The sequence below is a fragment of the Mucilaginibacter xinganensis genome (genome assembly GCF_002257585.1).
GTDB lineage: Bacteria > Bacteroidota > Bacteroidia > Sphingobacteriales > Sphingobacteriaceae > Mucilaginibacter > Mucilaginibacter xinganensis.
The window spans coordinates 4,460,048-4,481,688 of sequence record NZ_CP022743.1 but is presented as its reverse complement, the minus strand read 5'-3'; the positions used below and the strand labels follow the sequence as shown (position 1 = coordinate 4,481,688).

The 21,641-nt window shown below is 41.6% G+C and carries 18 protein-coding genes; 11 read left to right on the top strand and 7 right to left on the bottom strand.

Features of this window, described 5'->3' with window-relative positions; genetic code table 11:
* The first annotated feature begins 51 nt into the window (after positions 1 to 51).
* The 9 genes from nuoL to MuYL_RS19540 all read left to right on the top strand — a co-directional run bounded on the left by nuoL (position 52) and on the right by MuYL_RS19540 (position 9,672).
* Positions 52 to 1,956, top strand: a complete 1,905-nt coding sequence (gene nuoL / locus MuYL_RS19580) for an NADH-quinone oxidoreductase subunit L (protein WP_094572166.1) — start codon at positions 52 to 54, stop codon at positions 1,954 to 1,956.
* A 26-nt stretch (positions 1,957 to 1,982) separates the two neighbouring features.
* Positions 1,983 to 3,446 carry a complex I subunit 4 family protein gene (locus MuYL_RS19575; protein ID WP_094572165.1) on the top strand — a complete coding sequence of 488 codons (1,464 nt, stop codon included), beginning with the start codon at positions 1,983 to 1,985 and terminating at the stop codon, positions 3,444 to 3,446.
* Positions 3,446 to 4,831, top strand: a complete 1,386-nt coding sequence (locus MuYL_RS19570; protein WP_094572164.1) for an NADH-quinone oxidoreductase subunit N — start codon at positions 3,446 to 3,448, stop codon at positions 4,829 to 4,831. The genes MuYL_RS19575 and MuYL_RS19570 overlap by 1 nt, the downstream gene beginning before the upstream one ends.
* A 225-nt stretch (positions 4,832 to 5,056) precedes the next feature.
* Positions 5,057 to 5,704, top strand: a complete 648-nt coding sequence (locus tag MuYL_RS19565; RefSeq protein ID WP_094572163.1) for a DedA family protein — start codon at positions 5,057 to 5,059, stop codon at positions 5,702 to 5,704.
* 9 nt (positions 5,705 to 5,713) lie between these two features.
* Positions 5,714 to 6,259, top strand: a complete 546-nt coding sequence (locus tag MuYL_RS19560) for an inorganic diphosphatase (protein WP_094572162.1) — start codon at positions 5,714 to 5,716, stop codon at positions 6,257 to 6,259.
* Positions 6,260 to 6,266: 7 nt separating this feature from the next.
* The gene (locus MuYL_RS19555) at positions 6,267 to 7,604 is read left to right on the top strand and encodes a hemolysin family protein (protein ID WP_094572161.1); all 1,338 of its coding nucleotides are present in this window, start codon (positions 6,267 to 6,269) and stop codon (positions 7,602 to 7,604) included.
* 74 nt (positions 7,605 to 7,678) lie between these two features.
* Entirely contained in the window at positions 7,679 to 8,392 is a 714-nt protein-coding gene (locus MuYL_RS19550) for a 16S rRNA (uracil(1498)-N(3))-methyltransferase (protein WP_094572160.1), read from the top strand.
* A 35-nt stretch (positions 8,393 to 8,427) separates the two neighbouring features.
* Positions 8,428 to 9,090, top strand: coding sequence for a DUF4159 domain-containing protein (locus MuYL_RS19545; protein ID WP_094572159.1), 663 nt, complete (start codon positions 8,428 to 8,430; stop codon positions 9,088 to 9,090).
* Between the two features lie 84 nt (positions 9,091 to 9,174).
* The gene (locus tag MuYL_RS19540) at positions 9,175 to 9,672 is read left to right on the top strand and encodes a biotin/lipoyl-containing protein (RefSeq protein ID WP_094572158.1); all 498 of its coding nucleotides are present in this window, start codon (positions 9,175 to 9,177) and stop codon (positions 9,670 to 9,672) included.
* A gap of 76 nt (positions 9,673 to 9,748) precedes the next feature.
* Here the strand turns inward: MuYL_RS19540 and MuYL_RS19535 are convergent, their stop codons facing one another.
* Positions 9,749 to 11,440, bottom strand: a complete 1,692-nt coding sequence (locus MuYL_RS19535; RefSeq protein WP_094572157.1) for an SUMF1/EgtB/PvdO family nonheme iron enzyme — start codon at positions 11,438 to 11,440, stop codon at positions 9,749 to 9,751.
* Between the two features lie 232 nt (positions 11,441 to 11,672).
* Between MuYL_RS19535 and porV the strand changes: the two genes are divergently transcribed.
* Positions 11,673 to 12,863, top strand: coding sequence for a type IX secretion system outer membrane channel protein PorV (gene porV, locus MuYL_RS19530; protein ID WP_094572156.1), 1,191 nt, complete (start codon positions 11,673 to 11,675; stop codon positions 12,861 to 12,863).
* Positions 12,863 to 13,345, top strand: coding sequence for a 2-C-methyl-D-erythritol 2,4-cyclodiphosphate synthase (gene ispF, locus MuYL_RS19525; protein ID WP_094572155.1), 483 nt, complete (start codon positions 12,863 to 12,865; stop codon positions 13,343 to 13,345). The genes porV and ispF overlap by 1 nt, the downstream gene beginning before the upstream one ends.
* Positions 13,346 to 13,553: 208 nt before the next feature.
* Here ispF and MuYL_RS19520 read toward each other — a convergent pair whose 3' ends face one another.
* The 6 genes from MuYL_RS19520 to MuYL_RS19495 all read right to left on the bottom strand — a co-directional run bounded on the left by MuYL_RS19520 (position 13,554) and on the right by MuYL_RS19495 (position 21,621).
* On the bottom strand, positions 13,554 to 16,928 hold the full coding sequence (locus MuYL_RS19520) for a glycosyltransferase (RefSeq protein ID WP_094572154.1): 3,375 nt from the start codon (positions 16,926 to 16,928) through the stop codon (positions 13,554 to 13,556).
* A 54-nt stretch (positions 16,929 to 16,982) separates the two neighbouring features.
* Positions 16,983 to 17,144 (bottom strand): FeoB-associated Cys-rich membrane protein, encoded by a 162-nt coding sequence (locus tag MuYL_RS19515; RefSeq protein ID WP_094572153.1) that lies wholly within the window; start codon positions 17,142 to 17,144, stop codon positions 16,983 to 16,985.
* Positions 17,145 to 17,325: 181 nt separating this feature from the next.
* Complete coding sequence (locus MuYL_RS19510) at positions 17,326 to 18,519, bottom strand: hypothetical protein (RefSeq protein ID WP_094572152.1); 1,194 nt, start codon at positions 18,517 to 18,519, stop codon at positions 17,326 to 17,328.
* Between the two features lie 60 nt (positions 18,520 to 18,579).
* Complete coding sequence (locus MuYL_RS19505) at positions 18,580 to 19,416, bottom strand: glutamine amidotransferase-related protein (RefSeq protein ID WP_094572151.1); 837 nt, start codon at positions 19,414 to 19,416, stop codon at positions 18,580 to 18,582.
* Positions 19,417 to 19,421: 5 nt separating this feature from the next.
* A complete protein-coding gene (locus MuYL_RS19500) occupies positions 19,422 to 20,519 on the bottom strand; it encodes a carboxylate-amine ligase (RefSeq protein ID WP_094572150.1) in 1,098 nt (365 codons plus the stop codon).
* A gap of 28 nt (positions 20,520 to 20,547) precedes the next feature.
* Positions 20,548 to 21,621 (bottom strand): ATP-grasp domain-containing protein, encoded by a 1,074-nt coding sequence (locus tag MuYL_RS19495; protein WP_094572149.1) that lies wholly within the window; start codon positions 21,619 to 21,621, stop codon positions 20,548 to 20,550.
* Between the last annotated feature and the right edge of the window lie 20 nt (positions 21,622 to 21,641).

Below are 21,641 nucleotides of genomic sequence, written 5' to 3'. Positions count from 1 at the left end.
TAAAAACACCCCATTCTTCCTTTAGGGAGTTAGGGGGCTGAGCATTATACTATGGACAAATACATCTGGCTTATTCCTGTTTTACCGTTAGCCGGTTTTATTATTAACGGCATTGGCCGTAATACATTGCCAAAAGCTGTTATCGGCTTTATTGGCAGTTTAATGGTATTGCTTTCTTTCGGTTTAAGCGTAGGTTTGTTTTTACAGGTTAATGCAACCGGCAAACCCATCAATGCAGATATCTTCAACTGGTTCTCAGCAGGCAACGTGAAAATCTCATTTTCATTCCTGGTTGATCAGCTAAGCTCATTAATGCTGTTGATTATAACTGGCGTTGGCTTTCTAATTCACGTTTATTCAGCAGGTTATATGAAAGAGGATGCCGGATACGGTAAATTCTTTGCTTATCTTAACCTGTTTATTTTCTTTATGCTTTTGCTGGTAATGGGGTCAAATTACCTTATTATGTTCATTGGCTGGGAAGGTGTAGGGCTTTGCTCATACTTACTGATCGGTTTCTGGTACACCAACCCTGATTATGCCGATGCAGCAAAAAAAGCATTCATTATGAACCGTATCGGCGATCTTGGTTTCATCATTGCCATATTTATTATCATGATCATATTTGGAAGCGCCAACTTTGCCGACATTTTTAAGCTTGCCGGAACTAAGGAATATGCTGCTGCTCCATATACAATAATCACCATCCTGTTGTTTGTGGGTGCGGTAGGTAAATCGGCACAGTTGCCGTTATTTACCTGGTTGCCGGATGCGATGGCAGGCCCCACACCGGTATCCGCGCTTATTCATGCTGCAACAATGGTTACCGCCGGCGTTTACATGATAGCCCGTTCTAACATCTTGTTTACCCTTGCGCCGGTTACCATGCACATTATAGCGGTTGTTGGCTTAACAACAGCAGTTATAGCAGCACTTATCGCGTTAACACAAACAGATATAAAAAAGGTACTTGCGTACTCAACCGTATCACAGTTGGGATATATGTTTTTAGGTTTAGGCGTTGGTGCTTACACCGGGGCGTTCTTCCACGTTTTAACGCACGCATTTTTTAAAGCTTTGTTATTCCTGGGTGCAGGTTCTGTAATTCACGCGGTAAGCGGTGAACAGGATATGCGTAACATGGGTGGTTTAAGCGGTAAGCTTAAAATTACTTTCATCACAATGATGATTGGTACGCTGGCTATTTCAGGAATCCCGCCTTTTGCAGGTTTCTTTTCAAAAGACGAAATTTTAGCTCATACTTTTATGCACAGCACTCCTATGTATATTATAGGTGTTATCACTGCCATGTTCACTGCTTTTTATATGTTCCGGATGATGTACCTTACCTTTTTTGGTAAGTTTCGCGGTACGCATGAACAGGAACATCATTTACATGAGTCTCCATCATCAATGACAATCCCGCTGGTAATATTGGCGATACTTTCGATCGTTGGGGGCTTTATCGGCGTTCCTGAAGTATTGGGCGGACATCACTGGCTGGAACATTTCCTGGCACCGGTTTTCCAAAAATCGACCTTACTGCTGGTAACGCCTGAATTATCAAAAAGTACAGAAATTACCTTAATGTGCATATCTGTTGGTGCAGCATTGCTGGCTATATTGTATGCATACGTTAAATATATCAAAAATGCGCACGTGCCTGTTAAGGATACCGAGGAACGCCCGGCGCTGGTTGATATCTCTTACCACAAGTTTTATATAGATGAGTTATATGATGCTATCATTCGCAAGCCGCTTGATGCATTATCAGTGTTCTTCTATAAAGTGGTTGACAAGATGGGGATTGACGGTTTTGTTAATGGCTTAGGTAAAGGATCAATTGAAGCCAGCAAAGGCTTGCGTTTGCTGCAAACTGGTAATGTTGGGTTCTACATATTTATGATGGTAGCAGGTATCATCTCTATATTAATGTATATTTTAATTAAAGCATAAAGAACGATTAGCGTTTACAACATAAAATGACGGTTAGTATTTTAATTTTTTTACCGGTAATTGCGGCCCTTGCTGTTTTATTGTTTAAAAACGGTGCAGCTAAACATGCGGCGTTAACTTTTGCTGTTGCCGAGCTGGCGATAGCGCTGTTTTTCTTGTCAGGTTTCGTACCTAACGCCAATGTTCAGTTTGGTGTTGATTTACCCTGGATCCCTAAATTAGGTATTTACTTTACGGCAGGTATTGATGGTATCAGCATGATGATGGTGTTATTGACAACCGTACTAGTGCCCCTGATTATTTTATCAACCTATAAACATGAGTATAAAAATGCCGGTGCATTTTATGCTTTGATCTTATTTATGCAGGCCGGCTTGCTGGTAGTATTCACTGCGTTAGACGGGTTTTTATTTTATGTAGGGTGGGAAGCTGCGCTAATCCCTATTTACTTTATCTGTTCATTATGGGGCGGCGAAAACCGCATTCGGATCACACTGAAATTTTTCATCTACACTTTTTCAGGTTCTTTGTTTATGCTGCTGGGTATCATTTACCTTTACCTGCATACACCTGCAAAAACCTACGATATTTTTGAGTTTTATAAATTAGGGCTCGATGCACATCAGCAGGTGTATGTGTTCTGGGCATTCTTCCTTGCCTTCGCTATTAAAATGCCTTTGTTTCCATTGCATACCTGGCAACCCGATACTTATACCGAGGCGCCATCAGCTGGTAGCATGCTGCTGTCAGGGATTATGCTTAAAATGGGTATTTACGGCGTTATCCGCTGGATGATCCCAAATGCGCCCCTTGGCTTTTTTGAGTGGCAAAGCATGTGTATTATGTTAGCTGTTATAGGTATTGGTTATGCCTCTATAATTGCATTTAAACAAAACGATGGTAAGCGATTGGTTGCTTACTCATCAATAGCGCACGTTGGCCTTATAGCGGCAGGTATCTTTGTATGGACGATAGAAGGCTTACAGGGCGCTATGATCCAGATGCTGAGTCACGGTATCAACGTTATCGGGATGTTTTTTATCTGGGATATCATCAGCAGGCGTTTAGGAACCAGGACCATCAGCGATTTAGGCGGTATTGCAAAAAATGCACCAAAATTTTCAATCGCGTTTTTAATTATAGTGCTTGGTACAGTGGCCCTGCCATTAACCAACGGGTTTGTAGGCGAGTTTTTATTACTCAGCAGCGTTTTCCAATGGAACATCTGGATGGTTAGCGCCGCCGGCTTAACTATGATATTTGGCGCCGTTTATATGCTGCGCATGTACAAAAAGGTGATGTACGGCCCAACCAATGAGCTTACTGCTAGGTTTACGGACATAAGCGGTTCAGAAACGCTGGTGCTTTCTATCATTTGCGCTTTAATTATAATTATGGGGGTTTATCCGCAGCCGCTTCTTCATATCTCCGAGGCATCGGTAACCCACTTGTTTAATGTAGTGAACCCTAAATTTCCGCAACTAAAATAATGAGTACTTTAATTATCATATCAGTTTTACCGTTAGTGCTTTTGTATTTAGGCCTGTACAAAGCTCAGAAAGCTCTGTTGCCGGTTGCTATAGCAGGTTTGCTGGCTGCTTTGGGGTTTGCGTTTTCACAATGGAACAGCAGCGCTGTGCCCATTTATCACAACATGATGTTGTTTGATAATTTTTCCATAGCATTTTCAGCTCTTACCATTATATCAACTATCCTGATTATATTTTTATCAAGGGGTTATTTTGAGCGGATCAGCAGCCATGTTGCCGAATACTATGCTATTATTCTTTTCTCGCTTGCAGGTATCATCGTTATGGTTTCTTTCTATAACTTAACTATGTTGTTTATCGGGATCGAAATCATGTCGGTAAGCTTATACATCCTGGCAGGTATCAAAAAGAGTGATTTCGCATCAAACGAAGCTGCTTTAAAATATTTCCTGATGGGCGCCTTTTCAACAGGCATTCTCTTGTTCGGGATAGCCCTTATTTATGGAGCGTCAGGCTCATTTAGTCTTGAGGTTATCCGTAACTGGGTGTTAGATCATCCACATGCTAACGATATAACACCAATGTTTTATACCGGCGTGCTGCTTATCATCTGCGGGCTTTGCTTTAAAGTTGGCGCAGCGCCTTTTCATTTCTGGACACCAGACGTTTACGAAGGCTCGCCAACGTTGATTACCGCATTTATGTCAACCGTAGTAAAAACAGCAGGCTTCGCTGCATTTTTGCGGCTGTTCTCCTCATGCTTTGCACCGCTGTCAGACTTTTGGGTGCCGGTACTACTCGTAATCACCATTGTAACATTGTTTATAGGCAATATAACGGCGCTTTATCAGCAAAGCTTTAAACGTATGTTAGCCTTCTCCAGTATTTCACATGCAGGTTACCTTTTGTTCGCTATAGTAGGTTTAGGCGCTAGCTCTGCAAGCTCTGTGTTGGTTTATGCGACAGCTTATTCAATTGCATCAATTATCGCATTTGGGGCGTTGATATTGGTGCGGCAACAATCGGGCAGCGATAACTTTGAGAGCTTTAATGGCCTTGCAAAAAAGAATCCATTTCTTGCTCTGGTATTAACGATAGCTATGCTTTCATTAGCGGGAATCCCGTTGACCGCAGGGTTTATCGGTAAGTTCTATATGTTCTCATCTGCGTTAAGTCAATACCATGTTTGGCTGGTTGTGTTAGCAGTTGTAAATGCTATCATCAGTATTTTCTACTACTTCAGGGTAATTGTGGCTATGTATTTTCGTGATGCCGAACGTACTGAGCTTAATATCCCTGTTTACTATAAATTGGTGCTTGGTTTTTCTGCTATAGTAACCATCGTTATCGGTATTTATCCTGCCTTTGTTTCACAGTTAATTTAAGCCGTTAAAAGGGAGTTTATAATCCGTTTTAAATAGTTCGAAAGAAAATTGTATCCATTGTGAAATCATTATTTCGCAATGGATATCTTTTTTTTGATCAACTTGTGTCTTCCGGAACAGTTCATCAGCAACTGCTGATCTGAAATACAATCTGTATTCAGAAGGAGCTTTGTAACATGCGAATTACAAATGTCGTTTAATATTCGTAACTTTACGATATAGTAAATGGACAATTTTTGGGATCATCTTCAAACTTTAACGGATGCTCAATCCATCATAAGCTTAGGTTTTTACTTTTTGCTTATTGTTGTATTTGCAGAAACCGGCCTGTTTTTTGGTTTTTTTTTACCGGGCGACTATCTCCTGTTCATGTCTGGCCTGTTATGCTCTGCCGGAAAGCTCAATGTATCCATCTATACACTTGTTTTATCGCTTATAGCAGCCGGTGTTTTAGGTAATTATACAGGTTACTGGTTTGGTTACCGGGCTGGGCCCAAACTGTTCAGTAAAAGCAATTCTATCTTTTTTAAACAACGTTATGTTAAGCTTGCCGAAGACTTTTACCTAAAATATGGAGGTATGGCATTGGTTTTAGGTAGATTTTTCCCAATAATTAGAACTTTTGCACCTATCTTTGCAGGTGTTGTTAAAGTTGACCTGCGAAAATTTACTTTTTATAACATTATCGGCAGCTTTGGCTGGGTATGTACCTTTACTTTAGCAGGGTATTTCCTGGGAAGAAAGTATCCGCAGATAAAGGATTATATGGAGTATATTATTATTGGTTTGATAATAATTACAACAATTCCGCTTGTTATTACTTTTATAAGACAAGTTGTAACCAACAAGCGACGTGTTAAAGAGTTAAAATAAAATAAATAAATGAGTACACTACATCCATGGCACCAGCTCTCACCTGGTGATAATGTTCCTGAAATTGTTAACGCTATTATTGAAATTCCAAAAGGTTCAAAGGCTAAATATGAAATTGATAAAGAGTCTGGACTATTAAAGCTCGACCGTGTTTTGTTTTCGTCGGTTATGTATCCTGCAAATTATGGTTTCATCCCTCAAACCTATTGTGATGACCATGATCCGCTTGATATTCTTGTCCTTTGCTCTATTGATGTTTTCCCAATGTCAATAATAGAAGCTAAGGTAGTTGGCGTTATGCACATGGTTGACAATGGCGAGCAGGATGATAAAATCATAGCGGTAGCTAAGAATGATATGTCGGTAAATTACATCAATGACCTTGCTGAATTGCCGCCACATGCAATGACTGAGATCGTCCGCTTTTTTAAAGACTACAAAAAGCTTGAAGATAAAAATGTAACCATTGAACATTTACTTGGTGTGCGGTATGCGCATAAAGTTATAAATGAGAGTTTGGAATTGTATAAGTCTACTTTTCCAGTGTACCAATAATTAATATATGGGCCCCGAGTCTGACATAAACGGTTTATATATATTACTTACCTTTTTCCTGGTGTTGCTTAACGGCTTTTTTGTAGCTGCTGAATTTGCTATGGTAAGAGTTCGCGGTTCGCAGATTGAGCTTAAAGCTAAATCCGGCAGCAAAATAGCAAAGCTTACGCGCAGTATTATGGGAAACCTTGATGGTTACCTTGCTGCAACACAATTGGGGATCACCATAGCCTCTTTAGCGCTGGGTGTAATAGGCGAAGGCGTATTTACCAATGTTGTTTTATACTTATTTAAGCTTTGCGGCTTCGAAATAACGTCGCACCTCATTATCAATCTAAGCCATGTGCTTGCATTTGTATTTATAACTTTTATAAGTATAATTTTCGGTGAACTTGCTCCTAAAACTTTAGCAATACAACGGTCGATGCGTACAGCATTGGCTGTTTCGGCACCTTTACGGGTGTTCTTTATTATATTCAGGCCAATTATTTCGGTTTTAAATTATTTATCCAATTTAATTCTAAGGGCTATTGGTATAAACCCCGTACAGGGAGAAGCACACCACAGTTCAGAAGAGCTGCAATATTTGCTGGAACAGGGCAAGGAAACCGGGGCTTTGGATTCAAACGAGCACGAACTGATCCAAAACGTATTTGATTTTAACGAACGCGTAGTTAAAAATATAATGGTGCCCCGTACAAAGATCTCGGGTGTTGACATTAATACCGAGCAGCATGAGCTGGTTCAGATAATCATTACTGAAGGTTATTCGCGCATGCCTGTTTATGATGACGTTATTGATAAGATAGTAGGTATTGTGCACGCCAAGGATATTTTGCCTTTGCTTGCTCGTAATGAGGAAATTGTTTTAAAGAACATTATTCGGAAGCCATACTTTATTCCCGAAACTAAAAAGATCAACGATTTGATGGCGGAGCTGCAGCAAAAGCGCATCCAGATAGCCATTGTATCTGATGAGTTTGGCGGTACGGCAGGAATGGTTACTCTGGAAGATATCGTTGAAGAATTGGTGGGTGAGATCCAGGATGAGTACGATGAAGAAAAGCCAATTGTTGAAAAGGTAAACGATAGAGAGTTTATTGTGAATGCACTTGCGCCCATATATGATGTAAACGAGTATCTGCCGCATGATTTGCCCGAAGATGGCGACTTTGATACTGTATCCGGCTGGTTGGGAGATATCTTTGGAAAGATCCCCGACGTGGGCGAACAAAAGGAATCAAACGGGTATAACATCACGGTACTTAAAAAGTCTGACCAATATATTGAGGCTGTTAAGCTTGAATTGTTGATAAATGAAGAAGATACTGTAGATTTACATTAAAGGGGCCTTTGAAATATAACAATCATTGTTGATTATTGCTTTCAGCTTTATACGTTCGGCTTTAGCTTTCACCCATGCAGCTTTTTTACACACCAGATATCAATCCCACGCATCCGCAATATTTTCTTAACGAGGAGGAAAGCAAGCATGCCATTAGGGTGATGCGGCTTGAGAAAGGCGATGTGGTAAAATTGGTTGACGGAAGGGGCGGCCTTTACGCTGCCAGTATTTTAGATGCCCATCCCAAAAGAACCATTCTTCAAATAAACTCGGTTATCCCGGAATTTAATAAGCGTAATCATTATTTGCATATAGCCATTGCCCCCACCAAAAATATAGAGCGTACCGAGTGGTTTTTAGAAAAGGCTACCGAGATAGGAATAGATGAGGTTTCGCTATTTATCTGCCAGCGTTCGGAACGTAAGGAGGCGAAGGTGGAGCGGCTTAACAAAATAATCACATCAGCAATAAAACAATCTATAAAAGCATACCACCCGATCTTGAACGAACCGGTTACCTTTAACCAGTTGTTAGCAAAGCCATTTAACGGACAGAAGTTTATTGCCCATTGTGATAAAGGCGAAAAAATGAGTCTCAAAAGCGGGTTATCAGCTAACGGCAGTTATTTGATATTAATAGGCCCGGAAGGAGATTTTACGCCTGCTGAAATTAACGAAGCTTTAAATAATAATTTTAAAGCCATAACATTAGGTGAAAGTAGGTTAAGAACAGAGACGGCCGCGTTGGAAGCTTGTTTTGAGGTTAATTTTTTAAATAGGCTGGGGTGATCGAAAGGAGTTGCAAATTAGTATTAAAAGTAAATATGAAAAAGGTTGTTAAACTGGCCGTTTCACTTATGTTGCTGGTAACCATCAGCAGTTTTAACGTGCCTACCTACAAAATGGCGAAGCTTAAATACAATGGCGGCGGCGATTGGTATGGCGATCGCACAGCCTTACCCAACCTCATCAAATTCTGCAATGATAATTTAAAAACCAATTTTCAGCAGGAAGACGAAGTGGTTGAAGCCGGCAGCGCGGAAATCTTTAATTACCCTTTTATTTTTATGACCGGCCATGGGAATATTATTTTTTCAGACCAGGATGTGCGCAACCTAAGGAAGTACTTAACCGGTGGTGGCTTTTTACATATCGATGATAACTACGGGCTCGATCAATTTATCCGCCCGCAAATGAAAAAGGTTTTCCCCGAGCTTGATTTTGTAGAGTTGCCGCTTAATCACCCCATATATCATCAAAAGTTCCCTTTCCCTAATGGCTTGCCAAAAATACACGAACACGATGGAAAAAGAGCCCAGGGTTTCGGGTTGATTTACAAAGGCAGGCTGGTTTGCTTTTATACCTATGAATGCGATTTAGGCAACGGATGGGAAGATTATGGCACCTACGCTAATGACACACAGGAAAATCGCGTAAAGGCTCTTAAAATGGGCGCCAACATGATCCAGTATGTATTAACCCAATAGCTCCCTTCTCATTGGGCAAAGTGTCGCTCACTTATGGTTTTTTATAAATAATCTCCTATCTTATCCTCCCAAATAAAAAGCAATATGCTCAAGGTAAAAGCTAACCGTAAATACAACTACGATATAGAAAAGAAAGGGGATGAGGTATTTATAAATGGCGGAAAGATTGTGGCTGATATCCGGCAACTGAATCCTTTGTCATTTCATGTCATCAATGAACTTAAATCCTACAATGTTGAAGTGGTAAGCTTTAGTGAAGCTGAGAAGACTGCGGAAATTAAAGTAAATAATAACACTTATATCCTTGCTTCAAAAGATCAGTTCGATATACTGCTTGACCAATTGGGATTAAGCAACCTAAACGCCGCCCAAATTAGCGAGGTGAAAGCCCCTATGCCCGGGATGGTATTAAAAGTATTTGTTAACGAAGGCACGGAAATTAAAAAGGGAGATAATTTGTTTGTGCTTGAGGCGATGAAAATGGAGAACATCATCAAAGCAGGTGCCGATGCGGTAGTTAAAACTGTTAAAATAAAACCAGGAGATAAAGTAGAAAAAGGACAGGTGTTATTACTTTTCTGATTGGTATTCAAATTACTATATAAAAAAAATGCGCTCCGTTTAGAAGCGCATTTTTTTTATATAGTTCCTTCTTAAATTACCTTGTTGCCTTATACGGCTTTGGCTTTTTAATGCTGTAGTGTGGTTTGCCTTCCGGATGGATCTCAGGTGCGCCAACCAAAGTCATAGCGCAACGGAAGCCAACCTCGGCGCTTGCATCATCCTCGTTCATAAAACGGCGTGTTGCCGGGTTTAACCAAAAAGCCATATCATTCCATGATCCGCCTTTATATACTTTGGAATGGTCGTTCACCAGCGTGGTTTTTCCATATAATACAGTGTTCACGGTGTCGTTATAACCCCTGTAATCTGCGTTATAAGGTTTGCCTGCCAGGTCATTCTTTGCGCCAGGTGCGGCAGAAGCTGTGGTAGAAGGAGCAGCTCCGGGAACTGTTGCACCAGGTGCTGCATTCGGATCTGTTCCTCCTGTACCTTGTGCCTGCTGCATTGCAACCAACTCACTATATTTCATCTTTTTGTTTGACTTTGACGGGTCCTTGATAGGGCGGCCATATTTATCTTTAGCATAAAGCCCTTTTGTAGCATCGGCAAGACGCTTATTAGTAAACTCATTACCGCGGAAAGGGTTAAAATCATCAAACTCTTCAAATGAAGTTTGGCGATAGGTGTCCTGTACCCACTCATTCACGTTTCCGGCCATATTATATAAGCCAAAATCATTTGGCGGAAATCCTCTAACCGGTGCGGTAATATCAGCCTTATCATTCAGGTATCCGCCAACACCGGCATTATCACCGGCGCCGCGTTTAAAGTTGGCCAGTATCATACCACGGGTTGATCTTTTTGCAGACCTAACGCCTAAGCCGTTCCATGGATATACTTTACCATCGTCAATGTTTTCAAACTGGGTATTGCCTATCAAAGCTAAAGCGGCATATTCCCATTCAGCTTCAGATGGTAAACGGTAGCCTTGTTTCAAAATACCATCTTCCAAACGCACGGGCCTTACAGATTTGCCGCCGCCTTTTCCGTTTGCGCCCGCTGCAGGTTTTGCATTAGGGCTAAGGTCGGGCAGCATTTTTTTACCATCAACTCCGGCACCTCTTATCTGGCCGTTCAAATATACATCAGTATTAAATGGTTCTTTATTGGCAGGTGCAGGGGTTGCATTTTTACCTTTTCCTGTGCCTCCAAGATCTTTCCATGCTACCAGGTTTCCGCGCTCACGTAAAATATTTTCGTTGGTTCGGTCAGTTCTCCACTGGCAATAATCCTGTGCCTGGTCCCAGGTAACACCTACCACAGGGTAGTCCTGGAAGGCAGGGTGTCTTAAATAGTTATCAACATAGGGCTCATTATAGGATAGGGGTTTGCGCCAAACCAATGTGTCGGGAAGTGCATTGTAATACAATTCACGATCCTGCGGATAGGTAATGCTTATCCAGTGAAGGTAGTCCAGCCAGTCCTGGTTGGCAACTTCAGTCTCATCCATGTAAAAAGAAGGAATAGTTACCCGGCGCCGTACATTATTATAATCATAAGTAACATCCTGATCTGCACTTCCACCCACCACAAAAGTACCGCCTTCAATTGGGATAAGCCCGGGGCCTGGCGAGGGGTGTGTTTGCCTGAATCGCTCATAACCACCATTTGTTTTGTCGTTATAGGCCATTCCGGTTTTTTCAGATTGCTGATGTTTACTGCAGCTGCTCAACATCGCGCCTGCGCCCAACAGTATAATTGCAGTTTTAGTAAAGAGTACTTTCATGTTCTTACAGTTAATATAAAGGGTAAATTTAAAACATTTTGCCTGAAATGCTAATTAATTGCCCCTATTCTTTAAAAGAAATTAAAACTTTATAAGCTGTTAAACGAAGAACCTGCGTTACTGGTTACAATATCAATAAATATTTCGGTGGAAAACTAATTTAGATACTTATACGTAATAGGCATCATTTAGCATATATTTATTACCTTAAATAAAAGGGTGAATTTAGCAGATGAAGTTTTTATACAGCAAAGCCATTATTATTTGTACTTCGGTTTTACTCCCGGGGGTTGCGCTATCGCAAAGCTCGGGAACCAGCACCAATGGTTCAAACTACTCAACCGCCATTCCAACTGCGGTGCCTTTTTTAAATATTACGCCTGATTCGCGTTCCGGTGCAATGGGTGACGCCGGCGTAGCCTTAACGCCCGATGTGAATGCCAATTACTGGAACCCGGCTAAACTGGCTTATTTGGAAAATAATGATAATGTTTCTTTATCGTATAGCCCCTGGCTGCGGCAACTTGTGCCGGATATCAGCTTATCCTATTTAAGTTACGCTCATAAAATAGATGACCGTAATACAATTGGTGCTTCGCTTCGCTACTTTAACTACGGCACCATTCAGCTTACGGATAATAACCAGAATAACCAGGGCACCTATACGCCTAACGAATTTTTTGTAAGTACATCCTTCGCCCGCAAGTTTGGTGAAACACTTTCATTAGGTTTAACTGCCGGATTTGTGCACTCCAATTTATCAAACGCCTACTTTGCAACGGGTGCTGGCCAGCAGGCTAAAGCAGGTAATGCATTGTCTGCCGGGGTATCATTATATTATAATCAACCGATGCAGGAATTTGGTACCGATGGTGTTTTTGCCTTCGGTGCAAACATATCAAACATAGGCACCAAGATCAGTTATAGCGATGCAGGGCCCAAATATTTTTTGCCGGCTAACTTGAAATTGGGAGTAGCCAATACCATCAATCTCGATGATTATAATCAAATAACAATTACTGTTGATTTAAATAAACTTTTGGTGCCAACCCCACCAATAAGGGATGCCGATGGCAATATTATTAAGGGTAAAGACGACAATGTATCTGTGCCCGCAGGAATCTTTGGCTCGTTTGCTGACGCGCCCGGAGGTTTTCATGAAGAATTACAGGAAATTACCATATCTCCTGGTTTTGAATATTGGTATAACCAGCTGTTTGCGGTAAGAGCAGGATATTTTTATCAAAATGCCAACAAAGGTGGGGCACATTACTTAACCGCCGGGATTGGTTTAAAATACGAAAGCTACACTTTTGATTTTTCATACCTTGCCGCAAGCCAGCAAAACAGCCCTTTAGCCAACACTTTACGTTTTACCCTGTCGGCAAGCTTTGGCGGCGATAAAAATGCGCGCAAAAGATAATGGGGAAGATTAGGGTAGGATTTGGTTTTGATGTGCATCAGTTAAAAGAACAGCATCCATTTGTTTTAGGCGGCGTTAACCTCGATCACCATGCCGGGGCCTTTGGCCATTCAGATGCAGATGTTTTATTACACGCTATTTGTGATGCATTGCTGGGGGCTGCAAACCTCCGCGATATCGGTTATCATTTTTCAAATAAGGATGACAGGTGGAAGGGGATAAGCAGCCTGATACTGCTGCAGCATGTGATGAAACTATTAAGGGAAAAGGGTTGGGAAGTAAACAATATTGATGCAATGGTATGCCTCGAAGCTCCAAAAATAAACCCGCATATCCCTGTTATGCAGGCTAATATTGCCGAAACGGCCGGGATTGATGCTGATGATATCTCAATTAAAGCCACCACCAATGAGCAGTTAGGCTTTATTGGCCGCGAAGAAGGTATTGTTGCTTATGCGGTATGTCTTATAGAGAAACATTAACCGTAGGCCTATTTCTGCTATTAGGCGGAATAACAGTTATTTGTACTTTTTTTTCGCGTAAGTAATTGCGACAAAAAAATAGTAGTGGCGTTTGCCAAATCAACAAACTAGGATAAAACGTACTTGTCTTTGCCAGAACTTCAAATTTACAATGCCTGCTCAGGCCTGTGATTAAAATGGGGATATTTTTACTTTTGATGTACAGCCTTTAATGCTCCACGGGAACGTCCTTCTTAATAATTACACTCCCGGTACGTTTTAATGCACCCCACCCGCTAAGTTCGCCTTTTAGTGCTTTACGGATAGATTTGAAAAGGACGTAGTACATCAACTGGCGCCATATAAACCGTTGGGGAATAATGTAAACCAGCTTTTTGTAATCTTCTTTTTCCATCCGGAAAGCAATAATGGCTACTAAGAAATCTATCACTACAAAAGCAACATAAAAGATCAGGATCTTGCCTGGCTTATCACTAAATAATCCAAAGATCATCATCAGGTCGGCCAATGGCGAAAACAGCGGTAAAACTATCTGGAAAAGGAGTATGTTAGGCATCCCCACCATCCCGAAATATTTGTATTTTTTATTAAAGAGTGCGTCTTTGTTTTTCCAAAAACTTTGTATTACGCCAAAGCTCCAGCGGAAACGCTGCTTTAGCAAGCCATTAAGCGTTTCAGGCGCCTCTGTGTAGGCAATTGCTTCCGCGCAGTTTTTAACGATGTATCCCTGCTTTAAAATGCGCATAGTAAGGTCGCAGTCTTCAGCGAGGGTATCATACGTAAATCCGCCCGCCGTAGATATGGCCGACTTGCGAAACGCGCCTATAGCACCCGGCACCACAGTGATACTGTTGATAAGGTCAAAGGCACGGCGGTCCATATTCTGGGATGTAATATACTCTATCGACTGCCAGCGGGTAATCATGTTATTTTCGTTGCCGACCTTTACTGTACCGGCAACTGCACCAATTTCGTCATCAGTAAAATAGGTCATTAAATGATATATGGCGTCATTTTTTAGCTGGGTATCTGCATCAATACACACTACAAATTCATATTGCGCATGGCTTATGCCAAAGTTTAACGCTGAGGCCTTGCCGCCATTGGGCTTTGTTAATACTTTTACTAAAGGGTGCCCGCCATAAGTCTCATTAACCATTTCAAAGGTTTTATCCTTAGACCCATCATCAACAAAAATTATTTCAAATATATTATAGTTTGTTTTCAGCAGGCTTTGGATAGTTGTTATCGCAGTAACTTCCTCATTATAGCCCGGAACAATTATGCTTACCGGTGGCAGGGTTGTTATATCAGCAACAGCCCGATTTATTTTTTTATCCTCGGTATATTGCCTTACCGCCAATATACCGATCAGTACTACCCGGCCCACGGCAAGGAAAATAGCTGAAAGAAACAGGTACAGCAAGAACCAGTTACCATAAAAATAAAATTGGATAAGCAGGTTGTACAATGAACCCAATACACCCGAATTTGCATCATCTTTTATGGGCGGCATCAGGTCATCCTTGGTTTTACCCAAAACATCCGCTATAGTAGTAAACTTATAGCCGTGACTTTTGAAAAAATGAATGATCTCCGGTAAAGCCTTAACAGTTTCTTCGCGGGTATCGCCGCCTGCATCGTGCAGCAGCAGCATGGATCCATTATCTTTCTGCCTTATGGTACGCGCAATAATACTGTCGGCTGTTACACCCGGCTGCCAGTCCCAGGGATCAATTGATTCGCCAATATTAATATAGCTTTGCTTGCGGCTTTCCGCTACCGGAATAACTTCAGCCAATGTTTGCGGCTCGGCATCTGCATTAAAAGGAGGCCTGAATAGTATGGTACTTCTGCCCGTTACTGATTCAATCAACTTACGTGTAGCATTCAGCTCAAGGTTTACTCTTGATATGCTAACAGTAGAGATATCCGGATGAAAAAAAGTATGATTCCCAATTTCGTAACCTTCTTCAAATTCCCGGCGAAGAATAGGGATATTCTTTTCAGCCATTGATCCTACAACAAAAAAAGCTGCAGGTACATGTTCGCGCCTTAAAATATCCAGTATGCGGGGGGTAAAATCAGGGTCGGGGCCATCATCAAATGTTAAAACAATTTTACCGGGCGCGTAACCATATTTTTTTATTACATATTTGGTTGGCAACTTAATATAGTTTTGGTTGGTTATAACAAAATTTGTTGTATCCATCCGCACATCAATTTGTCCGGGTGTTGGCGTAGTTATCAAGTCAAGCACTTCCCCGTCGCCGTCATAATTTATCTTGTTATTTAAACCTACGGAGGTTAAACGCTTAACGTCTATCCCTGTTTTTTTCAGGGAGTCGGTCGATAGGTTCTTTTGAAAGAATGTCCATAACCGGGGGTCTTCAGATCCTAATCGCCATAAGGCAACCCCACCGGTAGCCCAGTCATCAGCCTGGCGGATAATGTTGAAGTTGGTAGCGGCATCAGTAAAATACACAGTGTGATCCAGGCTATCGGCGTCAAGATAGGTGTAATGCAGGTTTGCCGACATCGGATCGAAGATGATCTTGCTGCTGTTCTCCTGCGCAATGCTTATCGCCTGTTGGTATCCCATCGCTTTTCCTACACTGCTCTCCGGCCAGTCATAAGCCCCGCCTGCCACCGTCAATATTACTTTTTCACTCGGAATGCGGGAACAAACATCGTCCAGTATTTTTTCAACCCAATGCTGGTTTGAAAGATCGCCCGCGTTGCTGTTTTCATTATGCTGATCAATAGCCATCACGAACAAAAAGTCATTTACATGCTGAAGGCGTTCCAGGTTAAATTGTTCATCATCCGGAATCACGTTTTGCGTTACTAAAAGGCCGGCAGGATGTAAGATTGCGTAAAGATCATTTTCAAATGCAATATAATTTTTGCTGTTGCGGTCTTTTATCTCGTCAAAATCAAGGTTAACACCCTGGAATTTATATTTTTGTAATTGCCGTACAATACTTTGTATAAAGCCAACCCTAAGTTTTTTGTCTTTTATAATTCTTTCAACGTCTTTACTGTCATACCCGCCACTCGCATTATTAATGTTGACGTAGTTAGACAACGTCATTAAAACAGGCTTTTTATATTTTTTATTAAGATTGATGAGCCCCGTGTCAATATTGGCAACAATGGTATCGGTTTTAGGCTTTATGAAAAAGCCTTCACTCACAATCATATCCAGTTTGCCAATGTGTTCAACTAAAGAATTATAAGCCTGGGCTTCCCAAGGTCTGTAAAATGCTGCGTTTATTCGGTCTTTATTATTGGGGCGCTTTAACTGGTGTAAATGACGAGCTATGGCCAGCTTTTGGATCTGGCTTTTATCAATTTTAAAATCCTTGAATTTTTTTGACCTTTTTAACTGGTCAAGCTCTTCCTTTGTTAGTTTTTTAGGAGCCGGGTTTAAGTTTGGTAAACTTGGATATTGTTTTGATGTTATCGTTATTGCTGCTGCTACTACGCTGGCCACCAAAACAATTATGATAACACGGCTGAGCCATTTAAAACGGATCCATCTACTCGGGGTATCAGTTTGGAAAACCTGTTTATTGGACATTGAAGTTTTTTAAATAAAATAGAATTTTACTCTTTAAGTATATAAATGGTATATTTATTTGCCTGATTTGCCTGGCTCAATAGCCGAAAAATCGACACCGCATTTGCAGTTGCCGCCACAGCTCTTTTTAGTGAACAGGTTTTTATAAATAAGTCTGCCAACGTAAAAAACTGCCGCTGCAAATAGTATCGCTATTATTACTATCTGGATATTCATGTCACAAATTTACTACAATTTATATATATACGAACAGACAACTTTAATAGTATTTGGTTTAATGTTAGGGATCAGAGACCGGAGGGTTAGAAATTAGTTAGGAATATAATAACGGAACGCTGTAGGAATTTGATTTTTTTAGACAGTAATTGAAAGCAACTGATCTCCGGTCTCTAATAAGCTAACGTCCCATAAAGGCTACTGTGCCACCTACCCAGTCAAAATCCTTGTTATAACGTACACCGATCATTTTTCCCCGGCTCAGGCGGGCAAGGTTAATGGCAAGTGTCGGTTTTTTATCGCCATTTGGCCAAAGGTAAAGCAATCTTACCTCAACCTTTACGCCGCCATCCGGCGCCTGTACTACGGGTTCATAATTTACCTTTTGCTGCAGTACCCAGTTCTCCGGATCTTTTATATTTCGAATGTCATTTTGTGACACATCAATAATTACTCCCTGCCCCGCAAATGAAAACAAAGGTTTTAGCACGTAATTTTCCAGGTCGGCGGGAATCTCATTTATCTGATTAAGGAACTGTGTTTTTGGAATATAATCGCCTTTTAAAAAAGGCATGGTAAATTTGCTTACGCGATAAAACCAGTTGGGATGCGTTATCCACTCAATGTCAAGCGGCTGCCTGATATCTACAACTTTATCAAAGATATGCGGATCGGCTGCTATTTCATCAAATATTAACCGGTTATAAATCCGTTTAATGAGTGTTTTTTTATCGTTAGCCCTGTAAAAAAGCTGGTCGCCGTCCCGCTCCAGGTCGGCTAGCGATACCACCGGAGTCCCGATAAGCTTTTGCGTAAGATAAAAATCGACTGAAGTTTTTTGTTCGGGGGCGTTTACGTCCATCAGCACAACCTCTTCCGGATGTTGGTCACCTATTATGGTTTTTTTCAGCAGATTTATATAAGAATGCTTGTCAAGCCCGCTGAAAAAAACGGTTTGATCATCGGCTATCTCAAAGTTATCCCTGTATTTATCAGCCAGGGTTACCTGAAAACCATATAAAGAAGGGAAGCCCTGTAACTCTATCAATTTTGGAATAATATTTCCTGCCTCATCCTTACAAACCCCAAAATCCAGCGCAATAAAATGAGGGTGATCGTTTTCATTGGCGACTCTCCATTTTTCCGGAATAGATCTTTCCGTCAGTTCCTTAAAGTTGGGCTGCAGAATGGTATCTACGATAGCGTTGCCTGCAGCAATCAGTTTATCACGAAAGTCATCTGTTAAAAAAACAGGGGTTTCTGCTACTCTAAAAGCGATGGACCCGCGCAATCCAGCATCCAGGTCCTTCAAAAACTTTTCGTACCTTTCTTGGGTGAAATTGGCGTTGTAGGGTTGTCTTTGAGATGAATTCATATTAGAATAATATTGTCAGACCACCCCATCTGCTTGCACTGATGACCTGTAGTATATGGTTTATGCCTCCTGTAAACTCAGTATGGCCTGGTCTAAAAAATTCGGGATCATCGTGTTTTGTGTATGTGTTATTTTGTCCGGATCTTCCAGCCGCTCCAACATTTCATTATACTTATCAATGCCGTGCTCACTCACCACCTCATTCTTCTTTTCTTCTTTCAGCAATAATGATTTTACACCTTTGGCATCTGCTTCGGGGTGAAACTGTGTTGAAAAAAAGTATTCGCTAAAGCGGATCGCCATCATGGCCCTTGGCAGGTCAACATAGGGCCTTTCCTTTTCTATAGCCTGCAGTTGCATACCCAGTTCTATAAAACGTTTTTCATCCGGGTTAATCACCTGCCAAAGCCTGGAATCCACCGAGTAAAAGGGATCGGCCAGATTTTCAAAAACCAGCTCATCCAAGGCCGCCCCGGTTTTATGAATGGGCAGCACACCAAATGACGGAGATTTCCGCATATTAATGTCGCCCAGCTGGTACTTGCGGCACAAGAGCTGAAATGAATGGCAAACAAAGAATCCGTATTTTTTTTGAGCGGTGTTTGAAAGGTTATGATCTTCCAATTTATCAAGTAATTGAAAGTATTTCTTCTCCCATTCGGTGCCTTCGCTGTCTATCGGGCTGCCCGGGCCGCCGCTTGAAATATAAATGTCAAAATTTGTTGATGGCATTTCTACTTTCTTGCGAACGTCAAATACCTCGTAGCTGAGGTTAAGCTCGTTTTTTACCTTGTATCTGTCTAATATCTCTCGGAAACCTCGCATGCCCTCATTAGCTATCCCGTCATACAGGTCAAGAATGGCAACTTTAATTTCCGGTTTTTGTGCTTGTATCATCTTTCCTAAATTCCTTTTAACGTTTGTGATGTAATATAGTCAACCACATCCACAAAGTTATTATTTTGCTGATAAACGGCCAATTGCCTGTCGGCACCCGTGCCGTGCTCCAGTATTTTGTGTACATATTGAAGGTCTTCGCGGCAGCCAAGATCATCTACCACATCGTCCACAAAATCCAGCAGTTCCAGTATTAAGCTTCGGGTATTTACTTCCATCTCTTTACCAAAATCGATCATTTTGCCGTCAATACCGTAACGGGCTGCGCGCCATTTATTTTCATTAATAAGCGCCCGGTTATAATTGATAAACGACATGTTTTGCTGGCGCAGCTTATACAATTTGGCACACAATGCCTGAAAAAGCGCCACAAAGGTCATTGTTTCATCAATCAGCATCGGGCAATCGCAAATTCGGAACTCAATGGTTTCAAAAAATGGGTGCACGCGAATATCCCACCAGATTTTCTTGGCATTATCAATGCAGTTGGTTTTTACCAGCAGCTTAATATAGCTATCATATTCCTCAATACTGCTGAAATAGTCAGGAATTCCCGTTCGTGGAAACTTATCAAATACTTTGGTGCGGAACGATTTAAAACCAGTATTGCGCCCTTCCCAAAAAGGTGAGTTGGTTGACAAGGCATACACATGCGGCAAAAAGTACCGCACCTGGTTGGCGATATGAATAGCCATGTTGCGCGACTGGATGCCTACATGCACATGTAACCCGAAAATAAGGTTCGAGCGCGCGGCCTCCTGCATCTCATCGACAATTTCAAAATACCTCGGGTGATCCGTGATCAGCTGGTGCTGCCAATGCGAAAACGGATGTGTGCCGGCTGCTCCTATGCGTAAGCCAATGTCACCGGCAAGCTGTGCAACGGTGCCGCGCAGCTTGCCAACTTCCTTGCGTGCCTCGTCGGTGTTGTGGCAAATGTGTGTGCCCACCTCCACTACAGCCTGGTGCATTTCGGCCTTTACCTGGTCTTCATGGATCTTTTGGGCACTATCGACAATTTTTTGCTCGTGCGATTTTAGCTCCCTGCTTACAGGGTCAATCACCATGAATTCTTCTTCAACACCTAAGGTAAATTCGTTCATTTTATTTAGCCTTTATAATTGGTTGGTTTTACTTTTTTACAGCCTTTTTAGGCTTTGCAACATTTTTATCCGCCGCAATATCATGGTCAATAGTACCGGCGCTTGCTTCTTTTTTATCCGCTTTTCTTTCTACTTTCTTCTCTGATGATAAAAGGTGTTCTTTAGCTGCCCCGGTTCTCACAAACTCGCCCCAGGTTAGGTTATCCTGGTCGTCTTTTTGTTTTTTTGCGCGTTCAATAGCGTAGTCGGCGGCGGTTTCAACTACCCAGTCAAAATTGTCCTGCCCAACGCTGGTTACTTCGGCGTCCGGTGCCGGGTTACAAAAGTCAATAGCGTAAGGCACCCCATCACGAATGGCAAACTCAACGGTGTTAAAATCATACCCCAGGTATTTGTTGAGTTTGATCACATAGTTTTTAACGGTATCCAAAAGTTTTTTGGCTGCAGGTGCCTTGCCATGCTCGTACCTTAAATGGTGCGGGTTACGCGGTTCATATTGCATAATGCGTACATGTTTGCCTCCAATGCAATAACAGCGAAAATAATCCTCAAAAATAATTTCCTCCTGCAGCATCATCACATACTGTTTGGTTTTATTATAGTTATCCCAGAGCTCATCAAGGTTGTTAATCTGGTAAACTTCTTTCCAGCCGCCACCGTCAAAAGGTTTCATATAAGCAGGGAACCCTACGTATTTAAAGATGCCTTCCCAGTCAAGCGGGTAAGCCAGGTTCCTAAATGATTGATCTGTGGTGTCGTCAGGCAGTTCTTTGGATGGCAATATTACAGTTTTTGGTACCGGCACGCCAATTTTAACTGCAAGCGCGTTGTTAAAGAATTTTTCATCAGCGCTCCACCAAAACGGGTTGTTAATTACGGCAGCGCCGCAAATAGCAGCATTTTTTAGCATGGCCCGGTAAAAAGGCACGTCCTGCGAAATGCGGTCAACAATTACTGCATAATCTAATGGTTCGGCCTGCATTACCTTATCAATGCGTACAAATTCAGCACTTATATTTTTTTCGCCTTTTTCATTTATGCGGTCAACAAATGCCTGCGGAAATGATCGTTCCTGTCCGAATAAGATTCCTATTTTTTTCATGGTAGTATGTTTATCTGATT